This is a genomic window from Desulfosarcina cetonica JCM 12296 (assembly GCF_001311845.1).
Taxonomy (GTDB): Bacteria; Desulfobacterota; Desulfobacteria; order Desulfobacterales; family Desulfosarcinaceae; genus Desulfosarcina; species Desulfosarcina cetonica.
Genome location: NZ_BBCC01000004.1, coordinates 1 through 16621 on the forward strand (window position 1 = coordinate 1; position 16621 = coordinate 16621).

Below are 16621 nucleotides of genomic sequence, written 5' to 3' on the forward strand. Positions count from 1 at the left end.
CTTGGAGGTGCGGGCGAACAGCACCACCCCCGGCCACCGGTCGATCCAGGCGGTGCACCATGCCAGAAACACCTGGCCCGGCTTGGCGTAGCGCACTTTGAGCCATTGTTTGCCGAGTTCCAAAAGGCTGACGTCGCCGGTCCGGTCGCCTTGCACCAAAAGGCCCGCCGGCTTGTACAGGGCCAGCAGATGGTTGTCGGTGTATAGGACCGGCCAGCGATCGTCGAAGAACAAGCCTTATCCTTTCAACTCGTCCAATTGTTCGATGAAGGCTTCCACCTTGGTCTTGGTCTGCTCGTCGGAGACGCAGCGCATGTCGCACAAATCACCGTCGATGGTCAGGCTGGGAATGCCGCTGAGCTTCTCCACACGCTTGACCATGCCGTAACGGCAGTTGGAGTTGTTCGGACAGGTGCGCGCGTCGTGGTAGATGATGCCGTCGATGTCGAAGAAGTCAAGCTTGTCCTTGATGTACGTCTCCTTGTAGTCATCGGAGCGCACGATGAACAGCTCGGTGTAGGCCCGGGCCATGCTGCGGAAGGGGTCGTCGGCATCCAGGGCGGTGAAAATCCAGCTGCTGCAGTAGGTCGACGACAGGACGTTGGCCTTCAGGCCGGCGAACAGCTTGGAATGGGCCGACAACCGGCCCCACACGGGCATGCCGTCCCAATAGATGCGGAATTTTTCATCCTCGACGGCGGCTTCCCTTTTGGCGGCCTTGTCCTTCAACTCGGCCAAAAGCTGGTCGTAGAGATCCACGGCCACCTGGGTGCCCCGACCCACCACGGCTGGCCCCATCAGCGTGGAGGAGTCGAAAAAGGTCATGGGCGCCGGCTTGGCGGCATTGGTCTCCAGGACCTCTTTCCAGCGGTCCGAGCATCGCCGCGAGAGGCCGACCACTTCCTTGAACTTGTCCATGTCGAAACGGTTGCCGGAAATCTCCTCCAGCGGCTTGACCAGGCCTTCGATCTGCTTGGCCACATCGTCCACGATGGTCTCGGTCACATCACCCACGGAACGATTGGTGTAGACCCCGATCACGGGCACGTTGTACTCCCGGGCGTAATAGGCGAACCAGTCCTGGACGTCCCGGCACTGATTGGTGTTGAAGACCAGCACATCCGGCTTGGGAACGGTCTCGATGCCCGGGTAGGCCTTGGACAAGGGGGTGAACTTGTTCAGGTAGGCACCCACATCGGCCGTCAGGTAGGAGCAAATCTCCGGTGAATAACCCAGGGCATTGGCCGCCGGGATCATGTCCGTTGCCGTGCGCGTGCTGCCCAGCATGGCCCCGTGGGTCTCGGGAAAATAGACCAGAAAGCCCATGGCACGCAACAGTTCGGTGGGACCGACGCTGGTACACCAGGCGATCTTGCGGTTTCCGGTGGTGGCGGCCTCGTTCAGCTCGTAGTAGTAATCCTTCATGAACCGGCCCATGTCCTTGGAGGTCTGAATCACCTTGCGGACCACTTTTTTCTCTTCTGCCATCATCTCCTCCGATTATTTAGATATTGGGCGTTTGACGACGCCGTCATTGGTTAATCGCAAACAAAGCCGCGCCAATCGCACCGGAAAACTGCGGATACGGCGGCACCTCGATCTTTCGGCCGATGATCTCCTCGGCCATGTCGACCAGATAGGGATTGTGGGCCACCACCCCGCCGGTCATGACCACGTTTTCGGTCAGGGAATCCATCTCCAGCACGCGTTTGATTACCGAGAAGAAGAGGCCCTTGACGATATCCGCGACCTTCTTGCCATGGCGGATGTTCTCCAACACCTCGGTGCCGGAAAAAACCGTGCAATAACTGCCCAGCTTGACCATGTCGGTAGACTTTTTGGCGTTATCGTTCATCGCCTCCAGCGGAATATTGAGCCGCAGGGACATCTCTTCCAGAAAGGCGCCCGTGCCGGCGGCGCACTTGCGGTTCATCTTGAATTCCGTGCGCAGGCCGGCATCGCTCAATTTGATGATTTTGTTGTCCTGCCCCCCGATATCGATGATCGAAATGGCATGCGGAAAGTAGTGAAAACAGCCCTTGCCATGGCAGGCGATCTCGGTTTTGGTGGCATTGGCAAAGGTGACATTGCTGCGACCGTAACCGGTGGCGATACCGGCGGCGATCGCGTCCATGCCGACACCGGCCATGCTCAAGGCTTCTTTTAAACAGAGCTCCGCGGTTTGGCCGTAATCCGTGCCCGAATTGTGCACCGCCCGGCCGATCACGTTCTTGGCGGCATCCAGCACCGCCACCTTGGTCCTGGAGGCCCCCAGGTCAATGCCCACGTAGACAGATTGAGACATACGACTCCTCGATTATCTCGAATACGAGCGGAAGGTAGACCCACCTCCCGTGCAAGGTGAATTGAGTACTGCCGATGCCTCTTATGCCGCCTGGCGGTGGTTGTGCCCGACCGCGGCCGGGCAATGCCGGTGGGCCGCGCTTTCAGCACCCGCCGTGCCGGCAGCCATGAGTTGGCCCAGATGCACCACTTCCACGTCCAATCCGAAGCGACGGGCACCGTCCATGAGTTGAATCATGCAGCCCGGACAGGCGGTGGCCACGATACGGGCACCGCTCTTTTGGATGGCGGCCATTTTTTGGCCTGGATGGCAAGACTGGTCTCCCGGTGCTTGACACCGAAGGTGCCGCCCAATCCGCAGCAGGCATCGGCACTTTCCATTTCCACGAATTCGACGCTGCTGAGTGAATGTAACACTTTTCGCGGGAATTCGCCAATGCCTTGGTGCCATTTGAGGTGGCAAGGGTCATGGTAGGTGACTTTGATGGGAGACGACGCATCGTGAGGGGTGGCCGGAAGGCCCTGCTGAACGAGAAACTCCGAGAAATCGACCACCTTGGCCGACACCGCCTGGGCCTTGCGATGCATGAGCGCGTTATCGGCGAACCACTGGCCATATTGCTTCAGGGTGGAGCCACAGGTGGCGCAGCCGGTAACGACGCAGTCATAGGCGGAAAGGATATCGATATTGCTTCTGGCCATGGCGCGGGCCGTCTGTCCATCGCCGGCATTGTGCACGGCCATGCCGCAGCAGCCCAGACCGTCGGGGGTGATCACCTCGATTCCGGCCATGGCCAGCGCGTGGACCATGTCGGCACCGGCCTGGGCGAAGAAGAACTCGAAGCCGCAGCCGGCAAAAAAGCCACCCGGCCTTTTCGCGGCGTACCGCTGGGCGGCGGGGTAACGGGATCGATGCGCGCCGATAAAAACGGTTTTGACAGCCGGGGAACGCTCATGCCACCGGAAAACAGGCTCAGGGCATCGGCCATATGCCGCAGGGGCCGGCCGTTGGTATGGCTAACCCCCGGAATCCGGGCGGCCAGGCCCATGAGGTGGGCCATGCGGGAGCGATGCTTGAGGATGCCCCGAAACAGCACCTGTTGCCAGAAGGACCGCCCCCGTTCGGCCAGCCGGCGATGACGGGCCTGGACGTTGATCGCCGGCGAGGGCACCTTGGCGGGGCAGACCGCCTGGCAGCGCCCGCACAAAAGGCAGTTGTCCAGACACTCGCCGTAGGCTCGGCGTCGGGCAGCGTGCCGGCTTCGGCCATGCGAATCAACAGGTTGCGCCCGCGGGCGACATGGCTCTCCACATGGTCCACCTGGTAGACCGGGCAGGCCGACATGCAGAAACCGCATTTCATGCAACGCGAGGCGTCGATGGTCGGGAAGGTGTTCATCACGAAGGCTCCCATATTTTCCCGGGGTTGAGCAGCCCCTTGGGATCGAAGGCGCGCTTGATGCCCTTGAGCAGCGAAATCGCCTCGGGCGACATGGCCTTTTTGAGAAAACGCTGTTTCTCCAGCCCGATGCCGTGCTCGCCGGAGATGGCCCCGCCAAACCCCAGGGCCGCGTCGAAAATTTCGTCGGCCGCCCGCTGGGCACGGGCATAGTGCGCGGCGTCCGCCTTGTCGGTCAAAATGCAGGGATGCAGATTGCCGTCGCCGGCATGCCCGATGATGGCGATGGTCAGATCAAGATCCCGGGCCAGCTTCTGGGTATGGACGATCTGATCGGCGATGCGATGGGTGGGCACGGTCACATCCTCTGCCAGGACCGTTGGGGACGCACTGAAAACGGCCGAAAAGCCCATGCGCCGGGCGGTCCAGAAATCAGCGGTTTCGGCGGCATCCCTGGCGGCACGCACCTCCGATGCGCCCGCCGCCTGGCAGAGCCGGATCACAGCCTCGGTTTCCTGTTGCACGCTCTCCGCATTGCCGTCCAATTCGAAGAGTAAAATGCTTCCGCCGACAGCGGTATTCCCAGGGGCAGGTTCTCCTCGATGCGGCGCACCACCCAGTTGTCCATCAGCTCGATCTTGGCCGGAATCACCCCGCTGGCACGCACCTGGTGGACCGCTTGACCGGCCGTCACCACGCGGTCGAAAATGGCCAGCACCGTGCGGGAGGCCTGGGGTTTGGGCAGAAGGCGCAGGGTGACATCGCTGATCACCGCCAGGGTTCCCTCGGCGCCGCAAACGATCTGGGGCAGATCGTAGCCGGTAACGTTCTTCATCGTGTTGCCGCCCAGGGTAACGACGGCGCCGCTGGGCAATACCGCGGTCATGCCCAGCAGGTAATGCCGGAAAACCCCGTACTTCACCGCATAGGGGCCACCGGCATTCTCGGAGACGCAGCCGCCCAGGGTGGCGGCCAGAAGACTCTGGGGATCCGGCGGGAAAAAGAGGTTCTGGCGGGCAAGGACCTGGTTGAGATCGTTCAGGACAACCCCGACCTGGGCCTTGACCGTGAAATCCTCCCCATTGATCTCAAGGATCCGGTTCATGCGCGACGTGCAAAGCACGATCCCGCCGGCCATCGGCACCGGACCGCCACTGAGGCTGGTACCGGCCCCGCGCACGGTCACCGGAATGTCGTTTTGATCGGACAGCTGCATGACACGGCTGATCTGGTCGACATCGGTGGGAAAGACCACCACCTCCGCGTTCCCCTGGCAATGGGTGGTGCCGTCGACGGAGTAAACCACCAGGTCGTTGGCGTCGGTCAGCACAGCATCCGCGCCGACGATGGTTTTGAGGGCTTGAAGGGTTTCTCGATTGAGGTGCATGGCGGTCACCGATGATTACAGGTCGAAACTGGGTGCTCCGTTACCGTTGATTCTCTGGGATTGCTTGATCAGCAATTCACACAAGACCGTCATGATGCTGAAGGGCATGTGGTCGGCGATACCCTGCACCCATTTGGCTTTCTCCAGGGCAATCGCCTGGGGATCTTCACCGCCGGCGGTGCGCGCCAGCATTTCTTGATGGTAGGCACCGGTGGCCTTGAGGGCCTTGCCAAAGAACTCACGGGGGTCGGATTCGATCACGCCGTTATGGCTCAGGGCGACCCGGTTGGCCGAGAGGCCGGCCAGCTTCTTGATGCTCTCCACATATCCGGGTAGCGAGTCGAAGTAGTTGGGCCAGAAGGCCTTCTCCTCGGGGTTGTAGAAACCCGTGGCGTCGCCGATGGTCAGCGTGCCCTCGCGCTCTTCATGATAGGCGATCTGGCAGGCCGAATGACCGGGAATGGCATGCACACGCCAAACGATGCCGTTTCCCAGATCGAAACAATCCCCCTCCTGGGCGACGATGTCGACGCTGAAATCGTAGTTTTCCAGCCGGTCGGGCAGGCTCTCGATCTCTTCCTTGGACTGCATGATCTTGCTGATGCTGACGTCCACCCCGTGAAACTGGTTGAGCAGCTTGCCGTTGCTCAGGATCTTGGCCGCCAACGGGCTGCCGATGGTTTTCAAGTGGGGCCACAAGGCCTTCAGGCGCGGCAAGGCACCGATGTGATCGGTGTGGGTATGGGTCAGGGCCACATACTTGATGCGCTGGGGATCGATACCGATCATCTGAATCTGCTCGGCCACGATGTCGAAGGTAGCGCTGATGCCGCCCTCGATCAGCATGGCATCCTCACCGATCGATAAATACATCGGGAAAAACGGGGTTCCCAGCTGGTAAAAATTGGGTGTGATCGTCTTGGGGCTGAATCGCATGTGCATGGTACCTTCCCATTCGACTTTTTAGATTAATATCAAAAAGTTGAAACCTAATTATATTCACTGCGCCTATTTTGGGGACGACGAATCGGGTGTTGGCGACAGCTTGTATAAAATTCCAAAATGTTGCGCTGGTAGCCTATTTTTTTTGAAAGCGCAAATGATTTTAAACCGTTATGCATTGGCCAACACAGGCCCGCACGACAATTATTTTATATATTAAGGATTTACTGGACTAATAAAATTTTGTGTAGTGCCTACAGACACCCAAAAAATTGTCCATGACGGTCCAATAGATCCGTTAATGTCCCATTTGGCGGGGAAAATCGATCGATGTGCCGTATTAATTAAATTCGGTGTAGTGCCTACAGGCACCAAAAAATGCGTTGATTTTCAGGGGAGATATCCATCTTTGAGGGTGATGAAGGATGGGAGTTAGAGATCGATGGGGAAATCCGGTGGGGGCGGATCCATGGCCAGCGCATCCAGGATCTGGCGCTGCAACGGGCGCAATGGGCTGTAGCGGCGCAGCGATTCACCACCGACGATGAATTCGCCCAACTGCAGCCGTTGCATTTCATCGCGGATCACCGGCCAGGTCAGGCCGGTGGCAACTTCGGCCGTATGGGTCAGCAACCCGGCCAGGCGCCCGGGAACGTCCGTCCCGGCGGCCTGCCCATCGGGAAGGGAAACGGCCGCCGCCACTTGACGGACGACGGCTTCATAGGCCGCGGCCTGAAGGGCGTCGGCGTGATCCCGCAGGAGGGTTTCGGCCTGCACCAGATGACGCTCCGTGAGGTCGGCCCCGTCATCCCAAAAGATATCCTCGGCGAGCCACTGCCGGATCGGCGATTTTGAGGATGGCGCCAGGGCCTGCTTGGCCACCAAAACGAACACGGTCAGGGCGATTGCCGCGGGAACCGGTGGGGATTCGATCGCCGCATATAGGCAGACGTTCATCCCCAGTCGGTTCCACAGGTGGCGCAAGAGGTGGATACCGCCGGCGGCGCGGCTGCGCACGAAGCTGACGGCGGCTGCCGGGGATTCGGTTTTCGCTTCGGGCTCGAAAAACCGGCTGACACTGACCACCAGGCGCTTCAGGGCGGCGATGTCCAGCTGATCGCGCCGGCCGAAGGAGTGGATGACCTCGGCCTTGGGATAGCCTTTTTGGGGGTGGCGCACATTGTGGGCCAACTGGACGTACTCGACCACCGAGCCGTCCTTGTTCTTGCGTTTGATGGTTCGAATGTACATGCCTTCGCAAGTAGCTGCCGTTGCGCCGGATTGTCAATGTTAAAGATGATGGTAGGGGTACGCGTAACACCGATATCGAGCTTCTTACGATGTTGTCAACCGAGAATTCCGGCATGGCCGGTATACATCCGACGCAACTTGGGTTTTTCAATTTTACCGGTCGGGCTGCGGGGCACATCGGCGAAAATGACCTTGCGCGGACGCGTGTAACGCGGCAGGCCGTCGCAGAATTGCATCAATTCCGCCTCGGTCATGGTTTGCGCCGGCTTGACCATGACCACGGCCAGGGCAATTTCTCCCAGGCGCGGGTCCGGGTAGCCGATCACGGCGGCATCCTGCACCTTGGGGTGGCCCATGATAAAGCTTTCGATCTCCACCGGGAAGATATTCTCACCACCGGTGATGATCACATCCTTGGCACGGTCCACCAACCAGATGAAGCCCTCCGCGTCCTGGCGGGCGATGTCGCCGGTGAGCAGCCAGCCGTCGTGCAGGGTGGCCGCGGTCGCCTCGGGATTCTTGTAGTACGCCGTCATGACGCCGTCTCCGCGTACGGCCAGTTCTCCCGCGGTTCCGGTAGCCGCCGGAACGAGTTTGTGCTCGCCGATCCAGGTGTTGAAATCGACAATCATGCAGCGCCAGCCATGTCCCGGCACACCGATGGCGCCCACCTTATGAATGTTCTCGATCCCCAGGTGAACGCAACCCGGACCGGTGCATTCGGTCAGGCCGTAATTGGTGTCGTATTCGTGATGGGGGAAAACCGCTTTCCACTTCCGGATCAGGGCCGGCGGCACCGGCTGGGCGCCGATGTGCATCAATCGCCAGGTGGAAAGGTCATAGGCCGAAAGATCGATCCGGCCCTCCTCAATGGCAATCAGGATGTCATGGGCCCAGGGAACCAGCAGCCAGACGATGGTGGCCTTCTCCTCCGACACGGCCGCCAGAATGTCCGCCGGCTGGATGCTTTTCAGGATGACGGCCCTGGCGCCGACCAGAAAGTTGCCGAACCAGTGCATCTTGGCGCCCGTGTGATACAAGGGGGGAATGCAGAGAAAATTATCCGCATGGGTCTGGCGATGGTGCTGGTTTTCCACCTGGCAGGCGAACGCCAGATTGCGGTGGGTCAGCTGCACACCCTTGGGACGACCGGTGGTACCGGAAGTAAAGTAGAGCGCGGCGCTGTCCGCCGGGCCAAGGGCCACATCGGGTGAAGGACGGGTCGCGGCGTTGTTCAGAAATGCCGCGTAGGCTTCGGCACCATCCGGTCGCTTTTCCGCCGGGCCGACAAAGACGTAGGTGTGAACCGATCCATCGAGGGCCGGCTTGACACGGGCGATGCGATCGATGAAGGCCTCGCCGAAAAACATCACCCGGGCCTCGGCAAGGGTTGTGCAGTAAAGAATATCCTCCGCGCCAAAACGGAAGTTCAGGGGCACGACCCAGGCGCCCGTGCGCAGAATACCGAAGTAGATCGGCAGCCACTCGAGGCAGTTCATCAGCAGCAGAACGACCTTGTCCCCCTTGCCGATACCACACGCCGAAAGGGCCCGGGCCACCTCATGGGCTTGCGCATCGAACTGCGTCCAGGAGATGTCGCGCCGCGTGCCCGGGACCGGATCCCGTTCGATCAGGGCCACTTCATCACCGTATTGCCGCGCGTTGCGGGAGAGGATTTCGGTGATCAGCATTATCTTCTCCTTATTTAAACGGACTTTTAAAACTGCTTTTTGCGCAGAAATACCATCTCCGACACCTTGGCCACCATCGTTTCGCCCTGGACCAACTCGACCTGCACCCGGGCGATCCGGCCCTGGGTGTCGATCACCCGCGCCGTGGCGATCACGTCTTCGGCCGGCTCGGCGGCGTTCAAGACTTCGATGTCGCAATTGAGCGGCAGGCCCACGTGCCCCAGCGAGTTGGCCACGGCGGCCATGGTCTGCTCCGCCAGGGTGAACAGCGCCCCCGTGTGGGTGTAGCCGAGAAAATTGGGCAGCTGGGCCGATCCGGGAAGACGTGCCGTGGCGCGCCCGCTCTCGAACTCGGTGAACTGAATGGAGAGCGCCCGCGCCAGGGGAGACGTCTCCAGGGCGCGACGCAGCGCATCCAGGTCTTCCGCATGGATGGCGTCACGGACCGCATCGGGCTCGCTGGCCGATTCGACCACGGAGAGTTTCTGCCGGTTGCGCTCCTCGACACCGCGCACCAGCAGTGAAACCGCCTCATTAAAAGGGGTCGGGATATTCAAAGATTGCCCTTCGGAAACGATCACCTCGTTCAGATTGCCGATTTCAGTGGGCCGCCCGGCCTCCACATCCTGCAACATGGAAACCCGGTTGTCCTGGGTGGAGGCAAACGCCTTGAGGGCGAAAGCCGGCGGATCGTCCAACTCGGGGATATGGATGCCCTTGGCCCGGGCCACCTGGGCCAGCTCCCGGCTGAGGGTCTCGATGACTTTTACCGTCGGCGCATGCTTGACCGCCGTGGCGCCGGTCAGGCCGGTGAGCGCCGCGACGACATTGGTGGACACATTGGCGATCAGTTTCTTCCAGATGACGCCGTTGATATCCGCCGTGGTGTACACGTCCAGGCCAACGTCCTGAAATGCGGAGACCATCTTCTCAAAGCCGGGCCGCTGACGCCGTCATAGGGGCCGATGACCAGAAGGGGGCCCAAGCCACCCACATACTTCACCTCGTTCATGCTCACCGGCATGCCGGAGTGAGCCGTGATGCCACCGACGACTCGCTCCGGCCCCACCACGTCGGCAATCGCCTCCAGATTCCCCAGGCCGTTTTGCACCGACAGGACCACGGTCTTCTCGCCAATCATGGGCCGGGCGCTCTCAATGGCCGAACGCGTGTGGTACCCCTTGACCGCCACCATGACCACATCCTTGACGCCCACCGCGTTCACATCGGTGGTGATGTTGACGCGCGCATGGGTCCGTTCCCCATCGGGCCACTGCATCCACAAGCCTTCCTTGTCGATCAGGCGAACCCGCTCGTCGAGCACTTCGATCAGGGTCACCGGAAACCCTTTTTGAGTAAATAGGCTGCCAAAAATTGACCCCAGTACACCGGCACCCACAATCGCTATTTCCATGACGCATCCCTCCTGCCGCGTTACCCAAACATGGTCGCCCCCTGCATCGGACGGAATGCCCACGCTTGGAGATTTACCGACCTTTTTTATTTATTAGACAATTTAAAAAATTAAGGGCATTTTGTTTTTTTCTTGTCAATCGAGAACTCATTTAATAAGTATAAATCTCTGAATATCGGAATATCCTAAAATTATCGCCCGTGACGGACACCGCCCGCCAGGAATGCACCCCATTGCCAGCTCCGAACTGTCCACGGCCGAGCAACCCATCGAGCGTCCCCCATGAAAATTGACGAAATCGACAAGAAGATCCTCGAAATCCTGCAAACCAACGGTCGCATCACCAATGCCAAGCTGGCGTCCATCATCGGTATTTCCCCGCCGGCCATGCTGGAACGTGTGCGCCGTCTGGAGACCGCCGGGGTGATTTCCCAGTATGCCGCCATTCTGGACCGCGAAAAAATCGGCCTCGAGGTGATGGCCATCGTCTCCATCTCCCTGGTGGCCCATGAACTCGAATCCATCGACCGTTTCCGGGAGCGCCTTTTGGCCCTGGATGAAGTCCTGGAGTGCCACCAGGTCACCGGAGAAGATGACTTCATCCTCAAAGTCGTTCTCGGCAACATCAAAAGCTACTCGGAATTCGCCATGAAGAAGCTGGCCGCCATTCCGGGTATCCAGAACTTCAAATCCTCTTTTGTGCTCTCCACGATCAAGGATTCGAGCAGTCTGCCGGTTAAGCTGAACGACGCTTGAAAGTCGGCTCGCAAAGTCCGTCTAAGCCCCGCTACCGGTGTTGGAAAGCGGCCCGAAATGCTCACATATGCCATATATGCTCCGCTTTCGAGCCGCTTTCGCCTTGGTATCGGACCTGATCCAGACTTTGCAAACCGACTTTGAAAATTCTCGTACATGGAGAAGTAAAACCCCCAATAATTATCCGAGTTCCCGCCCCTTGTCGAAGGCCATCAGATTCAGCGCCATGAACTTGGACGGCACCCGCTCGGCGATGACCGCTTTCCAGCCATCCAGGGGGAGCGACAACAGGGTCGAGGCCACGCCGAGCAAGATCGTGTTCACCAGTCGCGGGTTGCCGAATCCTTCCGCCAGGGGCAGGGCATCCACGAAGATGGCGTTCTCACTACGCTGCCGGATCACCGCCTCGGCATCCTCGGGATAGCTGCCCATGCCGGCATAAATGGCCGGCGGGATGATCCGTTGCAGATTACTGATCACCCGCCCGTCGGGCTTGAGAAAATGCAGCCAGCGGACGGTTTCGGCCAGTTCGAAGGAGAGCAGAATGTCCGCCTCGCCTTCCATGATCATCGGAGAGTAAACCTTCTCGCTGTAGCGCACATGACTGGTCACGACGCCGCCACGCTGGGACATGCCGTGGATCTCACTCTTCTTGGTGTCGAAACCGCTGGACATGGCCACGTCCGAGAGAATTTCGCTGGCCGTGATCACGCCCTGACCGCCGGTTCCGACCACCAGCACGTTGGTCGTATTGGTATTCTCACGTTTCATTGTTCGTCTCCTGTCTCTCTCGGTAATCAGCCGGCCATCACGGAAATGGCGTCTTGTTTGCAGATCTGTTCGCAAAGGGTGCAGCCGTAACAGGTGGCGGCATCGATGCGCGCATAGCGGCGCTCCTTCTTGCCTTCTTCATCCGGAATGATGCCGCCCTGGGAAATGGACGGGCAGCCCAGCTTCAGGCACATCTTGCAGCCGATGCAGGCCGCCTCGTCCACGACGCGCACGGCTTGCGGGTCCTGACGGAAGAGCTGGATGCAGGGGCGCCGGGTGACCAACACGCTGGGTCCGTCGTAATCGACTTCTTCCTTGAGCGCCGCCAGGGTACCTTCCAGGTCGAAGGGATCGATCTCCCGGGCACGCTTGACGCCCAGGGCCTTGACCAGTTCGATGATGTCGACGGCAACGGTCTCCTCCATCTGCAGCGTACGTCCGGTTCCCGGATTCTGCTGGCCACCGGTCATGGCGGTAATGCGGTTGTCCATGACGATCACATTCACGTTGCCCCGGTTGTAGATCACATCCAGCAGGCTGGTGATCCCCGAGTGAAAGAAGGTCGAATCGCCGATGGCGGCAAACACCGGCCGCTTGTCTTCGATCTTGGCCTGGGCCATGGCCTTGGCCGTGCCGTGGGCCATGCTGATGCTGGCGCCCATGCAGAGCGTGGAGTCGATGCTCTGCAGTGGCGGGAGCACGCTCAGGGTGTAGCAGCCGATATCGCTGTGGACGATGGCCTTCATCTTGTTAAGGGCAAAGAACAGCCCCCGGTGGGGACAGCCGGCACACAGCAGCGGCGGCCGCGGCATCTCGCTGCCGGGTGCCTTTTGGGCGGCCGGCGGAAGGTCATAGGGCAGCACGCCGGCCTTGGCGAAGCCGGCGGCCACCACGTCCGGCGAGAGCTCATCCAGCCTGGGGAAGAACGTCTTGCCCTCGACGGCCAGCCCCATGATGCGGATTTCATCCTCGATGTACGGTTCGAGTTCTTCCACCACAAAGAGACGGTCCACCTTGGCGGCGAACGCGGCGATCATCTTCCTGGGCAGCGGAAACGTCATGCCAATCTTGAGAACCGATGCATCCGGCAGAATCTCCTTTACATACTGGTAGGCGATCCCGCTGGTGATCACGCCAACGGCGGTATCCTTCCATTCGATGCGGTTGAAGGCGCTCGCCTCGGTCACCTCGGCCAACTTGGCCTCCCTTTCGAGCACCAGGGGATGCCGCAGCTTGGCAAAGGCCGGAATCATGACGAACTTCTTCAGATCCCGCTTAAAACCTTCGGCCACCGGCACGTCGATCGACGCATCGGCGTCCACGCCGACAATCCCCTTGGAATGACATACCCGCGTGGTCATGCGCAAAAGCGTGGGGGTATCAAAGGCTTCAGACAGACGCAGCCCTTCGGCCACCATGGCCTTGGCCTCCTGGCTATCGGACGGCTCCAGCATGGGAATCTTGGCGAAACGCGCGTAAAAGCGGTTGTCCTGCTCGTTTTGGGAGCTGTGCATCCCCGGATCATCGGCGCAAACCATCAACAGACCGCCGGGAATGCCCGTATAGGCCAGCGTCATCAACGGATCGGCCGCCACATTGAGCCCCACATGCTTGGCGGTGAAAAGGGTGCGCACGCCGGTCATGGCCGATCCGATGGCCACCTCCAGGGCTACCTTTTCGTTGGGCGCCCACTCGGCATATACGCGTCGTAGGTGGCAAAGTTCTGTAATATCTCGGTACTCGGCGTGCCCGGATAGGCACTGGCAACCTTCACCCCGGCCTGGTAGGCCCCCAGGGCCACCGCCTCGTTTCCTGAAAGGATCTGTCTCTTCATTGCTGAATTCTCCCGTCGGTTTTGATAAAAATGAATGTAAAAAAATATTGACCATTCATTTTATCTTCATTATGCTAATTTTTATAAAATCCTTATTAAATTCTGTCAAATCTTTTTTTTGTTTAATTTAATTGAAGCTATCTGATCGGGAGGAGTCTTCATGAAACTAAAACAGATCGTCATTTCCATCGAGAATTCACCCACCCGGCTTTACAACGTCATCAAGGCCATGAGCGATGCCGGGATCAACCTGCGCGCCCTCAACCTGGTGGACACCGGCGCCTTCGGCCAGCTTCGCCTGCTGCTCTCCGATGTGGCCAAGGCCCGCCAGATCCTGATGGAAATGCGCGTTCCCGCCTTCGTCAACGAGGTCGTGGCCGCGGAAATCCCCGACCGACCCGGCAGCCTGGCCGAGGTCATGCAGCCTTTGATGCAGGCCGGCATCCGCATCGAATTCATGTACGCCTACACGGGCACATCGGTGGGCAACGCCGTGATGATCTTTCGCTTCTCCGACAACGACCAGGCCATCACGATCCTTAAAGAAAATGGTGTCCGCATTTTGGATGCCACGACCTTCGATATCAACGAATAGCATCGACCCGAACAACACGAAGAGGTTCTCATGGGCAAATCCAATTCAAATCAGCGTTGGCATTACGGCATCATCGGGGCCGGCCCGGTGGGGTGCATCGTCGCCGCTTTCCTGGCTCGCGGCGGGCACCGTGTCACCCTTTGCGACATTGTGCCCGAACTGGTGGATACGGCCAGGCAGCGGGGCATCATCATCGAGGGGGCGGAAACCATCGAACAAAAGGTCCCCGAAACCTGCAACCAGATCGACGAGCTGATCGCCGCCGGACCCGAAGCGATTTTCATCTGTGTCAAGGCCCAGGCGTTGCCGCTGATCTCCTCGGCACTGGGGGATCTGTACCAGGAAGGCATTTACGTGGTCAGTTGGCAAAACGGGATCGACACGGAATACGAAATCGCCAATGTTTTGGGCAAAACACCGGTGATGCGCGCCGTGGTGAACTGGGGCTGCGGCCTGTTGGGACCGGCCCACGTCACCATGTCCTTCCACCACCCGCCGCACTACATCCAGGAGCTCGATCCTGCCGCCACGGATGCGGCCCGGCACATTGCCCGGGACCTGACGGCCAGTGGCCTGGTCACCGAGCATACCCACCAGATTGTTCCCATGGTCTGGCGCAAGACGGTCATGAACGCTTCCATGAACCCGGTATGCGCGGCCACCGGGCTGACCATGGCCCAGGCCATGGGTGATCCCATGACCTTCGGCGTCATCGACGCCTGATCAAGGAATGCCTGGCCGTGGCGCGCGCCAACGAAATTCATTTGGGATGGGATTACTACCAGAATGCCGTGGACTACATGCGCAGCGCGGGCCATCATAAGCCGTCGATGCTGATGGATATCGAAGCCTCCCGGCGAACGGAGATCAATTACATCAACGGAAAATTCGTCGAATATGGCACCCGGGCCGGCATCCAGACCCCCTACAACACCACCATGCGGTCGTTGATCAAGGGCATCGAGTTCCGCATGGAAGCTCGCCGGTAGCGATGGTACCGCCACCGTCAGGGATCAGGCGCGGTCGCCCCGCATCCGGAAACGGGTGGGGGCATAATCACAGACATGGGGAGGACAAACATGGCGCACTGGATGAATCTGGGACAGCAATTTAAAATCAACGCGCGGAAGTACCCCGCAAACTCGCACTCACGGACCACGAGCGCCGCTTTACCCACGCGCAGACCAACCGGCGGGTCAACCAGTTGGCCCACCGGCTCACGGCGTTGGGTCTGGCCAAGGGCGACAAGGTCGCCGTGTTCATGGACAATTGCATCGAAATCATCGAACTCTACCTGGCCGTGGCCAAAACCGGCATTCTCATCGTACCGATCAATTTCCGCCTGGTGGGACGCGAAGTGGCCTATATCGTCAATGACTCCGACGCCAAGGCCATGGTGGTGCAGGCACAGTTCACCACGGTCATCGATCCGGTCAAAAAAGACTTCACCCACATCGCCGACGAGAACTATGTGGTCGTCGGTGGAAAGGCCGACGGCTACCGTGAATACGAAGGCTTCATTGCCGGCGCGCCGGAAGAAGAGCCCGTGGCGACCGTCTTGCCGTCCGATCCATGGATCCTGATTTACACCTCCGGCACCACGGGCAAGCCCAAGGGGGTGATCCGCACCCATGAATCGCACATCGCCTTCTATCTGATCAATGCCTTGGAAATGGAATTCAACGCGAATGACTACTGCTTGAATATCATGCCCCTTTGCCATATCAATTCGACCTTCTACACCTTCATTTTCATCTATCTGGGCGGCAGCGTGTACCTCCATCCGGCGCTCTCCTTCCAGGCCTCGGATCTGCTCAGAATCGTCGAGCAGGAGCGGATCACCTTCATCTCCCTGATCCCGACCCACTACAACCTGATTTTGAATGCCAACGATGCGGATCGCCTGCGGGATGTCAGCTCGATCCGCAAACTGCTCTGCTCATCGGCACCGGTCCGGCGCAAGATGAAGCGGGAGATCATGGACTTCTTTCCCAACGCCGAGCTCTATGAAGGCTACGGTTCCACCGAAGCCGGTTGCGTCACCGTGCTGAAACCCGAAGACCAACTGATCAAGACCGGCTCCATCGGCCGCGAGGTATTGGGTACCGAATTCGTCCGTCTTCTGGACCCCGAGGGCAACGAGGTTCCCACCGGTGAAGTGGGTGAGATTTTCTCGCGCGGCCCCATGCTTTTCGATGAATACTACAAGCTTCCGGAAAAGACCGCCGCCGCCTTCAATGGCGGATGGTTCTCGGCCGGCGACATGGGCCGCCGGGA

Annotated in this window: 17 protein-coding genes and 4 pseudogenes; 5 read left to right on the forward strand and 16 right to left on the reverse strand. The window is 59.6% G+C overall.

What is annotated here, in order from left to right; all coding sequences use genetic code 11:
- The 13 genes and pseudogenes from JCM12296_RS01500 to JCM12296_RS01560 all read right to left on the reverse strand — a co-directional run.
- A pseudogene (locus JCM12296_RS01500) lies at positions 1-234 on the reverse strand (RluA family pseudouridine synthase); the annotation flags it as partial.
- 3 nt (positions 235-237) lie between these two features.
- Positions 238-1491: a 2-hydroxyacyl-CoA dehydratase subunit D gene (locus JCM12296_RS01505; protein ID WP_246803899.1), complete on the reverse strand. Its 1254-nt coding sequence runs from the start codon at positions 1489-1491 to the stop codon at positions 238-240.
- A gap of 40 nt (positions 1492-1531) precedes the next feature.
- A complete protein-coding gene (locus JCM12296_RS01510; protein WP_054689109.1) occupies positions 1532-2305 on the reverse strand; it encodes an acyl-CoA dehydratase activase in 774 nt (257 codons plus the stop codon).
- Positions 2306-2386: 81 nt separating this feature from the next.
- Positions 2387-2566: a hypothetical protein gene (locus tag JCM12296_RS01515; protein ID WP_054689111.1), complete on the reverse strand. Its 180-nt coding sequence runs from the start codon at positions 2564-2566 to the stop codon at positions 2387-2389.
- Positions 2539-3114 (reverse strand): (Fe-S)-binding protein, encoded by a 576-nt coding sequence (locus tag JCM12296_RS01520; RefSeq protein WP_054689113.1) that lies wholly within the window; start codon positions 3112-3114, stop codon positions 2539-2541. The genes JCM12296_RS01515 and JCM12296_RS01520 overlap by 28 nt, the downstream gene beginning before the upstream one ends.
- Positions 3078-3512, reverse strand: a complete 435-nt coding sequence (locus tag JCM12296_RS43170; protein WP_054689115.1) for a hypothetical protein — start codon at positions 3510-3512, stop codon at positions 3078-3080. The genes JCM12296_RS01520 and JCM12296_RS43170 overlap by 37 nt, the downstream gene beginning before the upstream one ends.
- An 80-nt stretch (positions 3513-3592) precedes the next feature.
- Positions 3593-3718 (reverse strand): annotated as a pseudogene (locus JCM12296_RS50015) (4Fe-4S binding protein); the annotation flags it as partial.
- Positions 3703-5090, reverse strand: a pseudogene (locus tag JCM12296_RS50020) (FAD-binding oxidoreductase). The pseudogenes JCM12296_RS50015 and JCM12296_RS50020, both read right to left, overlap by 16 nt.
- A 15-nt stretch (positions 5091-5105) precedes the next feature.
- The gene (locus JCM12296_RS01540; protein ID WP_054689121.1) at positions 5106-6032 is read right to left on the reverse strand and encodes an MBL fold metallo-hydrolase; all 927 of its coding nucleotides are present in this window, start codon (positions 6030-6032) and stop codon (positions 5106-5108) included.
- A gap of 432 nt (positions 6033-6464) precedes the next feature.
- Positions 6465-7283 (reverse strand): hypothetical protein, encoded by an 819-nt coding sequence (locus JCM12296_RS01545; RefSeq protein ID WP_054689123.1) that lies wholly within the window; start codon positions 7281-7283, stop codon positions 6465-6467.
- Positions 7284-7378: 95 nt separating this feature from the next.
- The gene (locus JCM12296_RS01550; protein WP_054689125.1) at positions 7379-8974 is read right to left on the reverse strand and encodes an AMP-binding protein; all 1596 of its coding nucleotides are present in this window, start codon (positions 8972-8974) and stop codon (positions 7379-7381) included.
- Positions 8975-9000: 26 nt separating this feature from the next.
- Positions 9001-9867, reverse strand: a complete 867-nt coding sequence (locus tag JCM12296_RS01555) for a ketopantoate reductase C-terminal domain-containing protein (RefSeq protein ID WP_054689127.1) — start codon at positions 9865-9867, stop codon at positions 9001-9003.
- Positions 9822-10388: a ketopantoate reductase family protein gene (locus JCM12296_RS01560; RefSeq protein ID WP_054689129.1), complete on the reverse strand. Its 567-nt coding sequence runs from the start codon at positions 10386-10388 to the stop codon at positions 9822-9824. Before JCM12296_RS01560 ends, JCM12296_RS01555 begins: the two co-directional genes overlap by 46 nt.
- Positions 10389-10670: 282 nt before the next feature.
- Here JCM12296_RS01560 and JCM12296_RS01565 point away from each other — a divergent pair, with 282 nt between their 5' ends.
- The gene (locus JCM12296_RS01565; RefSeq protein ID WP_054689131.1) at positions 10671-11144 is read left to right on the forward strand and encodes an Lrp/AsnC family transcriptional regulator; all 474 of its coding nucleotides are present in this window, start codon (positions 10671-10673) and stop codon (positions 11142-11144) included.
- Positions 11145-11324: 180 nt separating this feature from the next.
- Here the strand turns inward: JCM12296_RS01565 and JCM12296_RS01570 are convergent, their stop codons facing one another.
- From JCM12296_RS01570 to JCM12296_RS43180, 3 genes are read right to left on the reverse strand one after another with little or no spacing between them, the layout of a single operon-like run.
- Entirely contained in the window at positions 11325-11915 is a 591-nt protein-coding gene (locus JCM12296_RS01570) for an indolepyruvate oxidoreductase subunit beta (RefSeq protein ID WP_054689133.1), read from the reverse strand.
- A 26-nt stretch (positions 11916-11941) separates the two neighbouring features.
- Positions 11942-13576, reverse strand: a complete 1635-nt coding sequence (locus JCM12296_RS01575) for a thiamine pyrophosphate-dependent enzyme (protein WP_246803900.1) — start codon at positions 13574-13576, stop codon at positions 11942-11944.
- Positions 13577-13584: 8 nt separating this feature from the next.
- Positions 13585-13749: a hypothetical protein gene (locus JCM12296_RS43180; protein WP_246803901.1), complete on the reverse strand. Its 165-nt coding sequence runs from the start codon at positions 13747-13749 to the stop codon at positions 13585-13587.
- Between the two features lie 160 nt (positions 13750-13909).
- Between JCM12296_RS43180 and JCM12296_RS01580 the strand changes: the two genes are divergently transcribed.
- The 4 genes and pseudogenes from JCM12296_RS01580 to JCM12296_RS01590 all read left to right on the forward strand — a co-directional run.
- The gene (locus tag JCM12296_RS01580; RefSeq protein WP_054689135.1) at positions 13910-14344 is read left to right on the forward strand and encodes an amino acid-binding protein; all 435 of its coding nucleotides are present in this window, start codon (positions 13910-13912) and stop codon (positions 14342-14344) included.
- A 30-nt stretch (positions 14345-14374) separates the two neighbouring features.
- The gene (locus JCM12296_RS01585; RefSeq protein ID WP_218187922.1) at positions 14375-15067 is read left to right on the forward strand and encodes a ketopantoate reductase family protein; all 693 of its coding nucleotides are present in this window, start codon (positions 14375-14377) and stop codon (positions 15065-15067) included.
- A gap of 17 nt (positions 15068-15084) precedes the next feature.
- Positions 15085-15333 (forward strand): ketopantoate reductase family protein, encoded by a 249-nt coding sequence (locus tag JCM12296_RS41155; protein WP_218187923.1) that lies wholly within the window; start codon positions 15085-15087, stop codon positions 15331-15333.
- A 194-nt stretch (positions 15334-15527) separates the two neighbouring features.
- A pseudogene (locus JCM12296_RS01590) lies at positions 15528-16490 on the forward strand (AMP-binding protein); the annotation flags it as partial.
- Positions 16491-16621: the final 131 nt, after the last annotated feature.

Coding starts and splice junctions, on each gene's coding strand:
- JCM12296_RS01550 (WP_054689125.1), bottom strand. CDS start 8,974: ATGCTGATCACCGAAATCCTCTCCCGCAACGCGCGGCAATACGGTGAT.
- JCM12296_RS01545 (WP_054689123.1), bottom strand. CDS start 7,283: ATGTACATTCGAACCATCAAACGCAAGAACAAGGACGGCTCGGTGGTC.
- JCM12296_RS01560 (WP_054689129.1), bottom strand. CDS start 10,388: ATGGAAATAGCGATTGTGGGTGCCGGTGTACTGGGGTCAATTTTTGGC.
- JCM12296_RS01520 (WP_054689113.1), bottom strand. CDS start 3,114: ATGGTCCACGCGCTGGCCATGGCCGGAATCGAGGTGATCACCCCCGAC.
- JCM12296_RS01585 (WP_218187922.1), top strand. CDS start 14,375: ATGGGCAAATCCAATTCAAATCAGCGTTGGCATTACGGCATCATCGGG.
- JCM12296_RS01505 (WP_246803899.1), bottom strand. CDS start 1,491: ATGATGGCAGAAGAGAAAAAAGTGGTCCGCAAGGTGATTCAGACCTCC.
- JCM12296_RS01565 (WP_054689131.1), top strand. CDS start 10,671: ATGAAAATTGACGAAATCGACAAGAAGATCCTCGAAATCCTGCAAACC.
- JCM12296_RS43180 (WP_246803901.1), bottom strand. CDS start 13,749: ATGAAGAGACAGATCCTTTCAGGAAACGAGGCGGTGGCCCTGGGGGCC.
- JCM12296_RS01570 (WP_054689133.1), bottom strand. CDS start 11,915: ATGAAACGTGAGAATACCAATACGACCAACGTGCTGGTGGTCGGAACC.
- JCM12296_RS01510 (WP_054689109.1), bottom strand. CDS start 2,305: ATGTCTCAATCTGTCTACGTGGGCATTGACCTGGGGGCCTCCAGGACC.
- JCM12296_RS01540 (WP_054689121.1), bottom strand. CDS start 6,032: ATGCACATGCGATTCAGCCCCAAGACGATCACACCCAATTTTTACCAG.
- JCM12296_RS01580 (WP_054689135.1), top strand. CDS start 13,910: ATGAAACTAAAACAGATCGTCATTTCCATCGAGAATTCACCCACCCGG.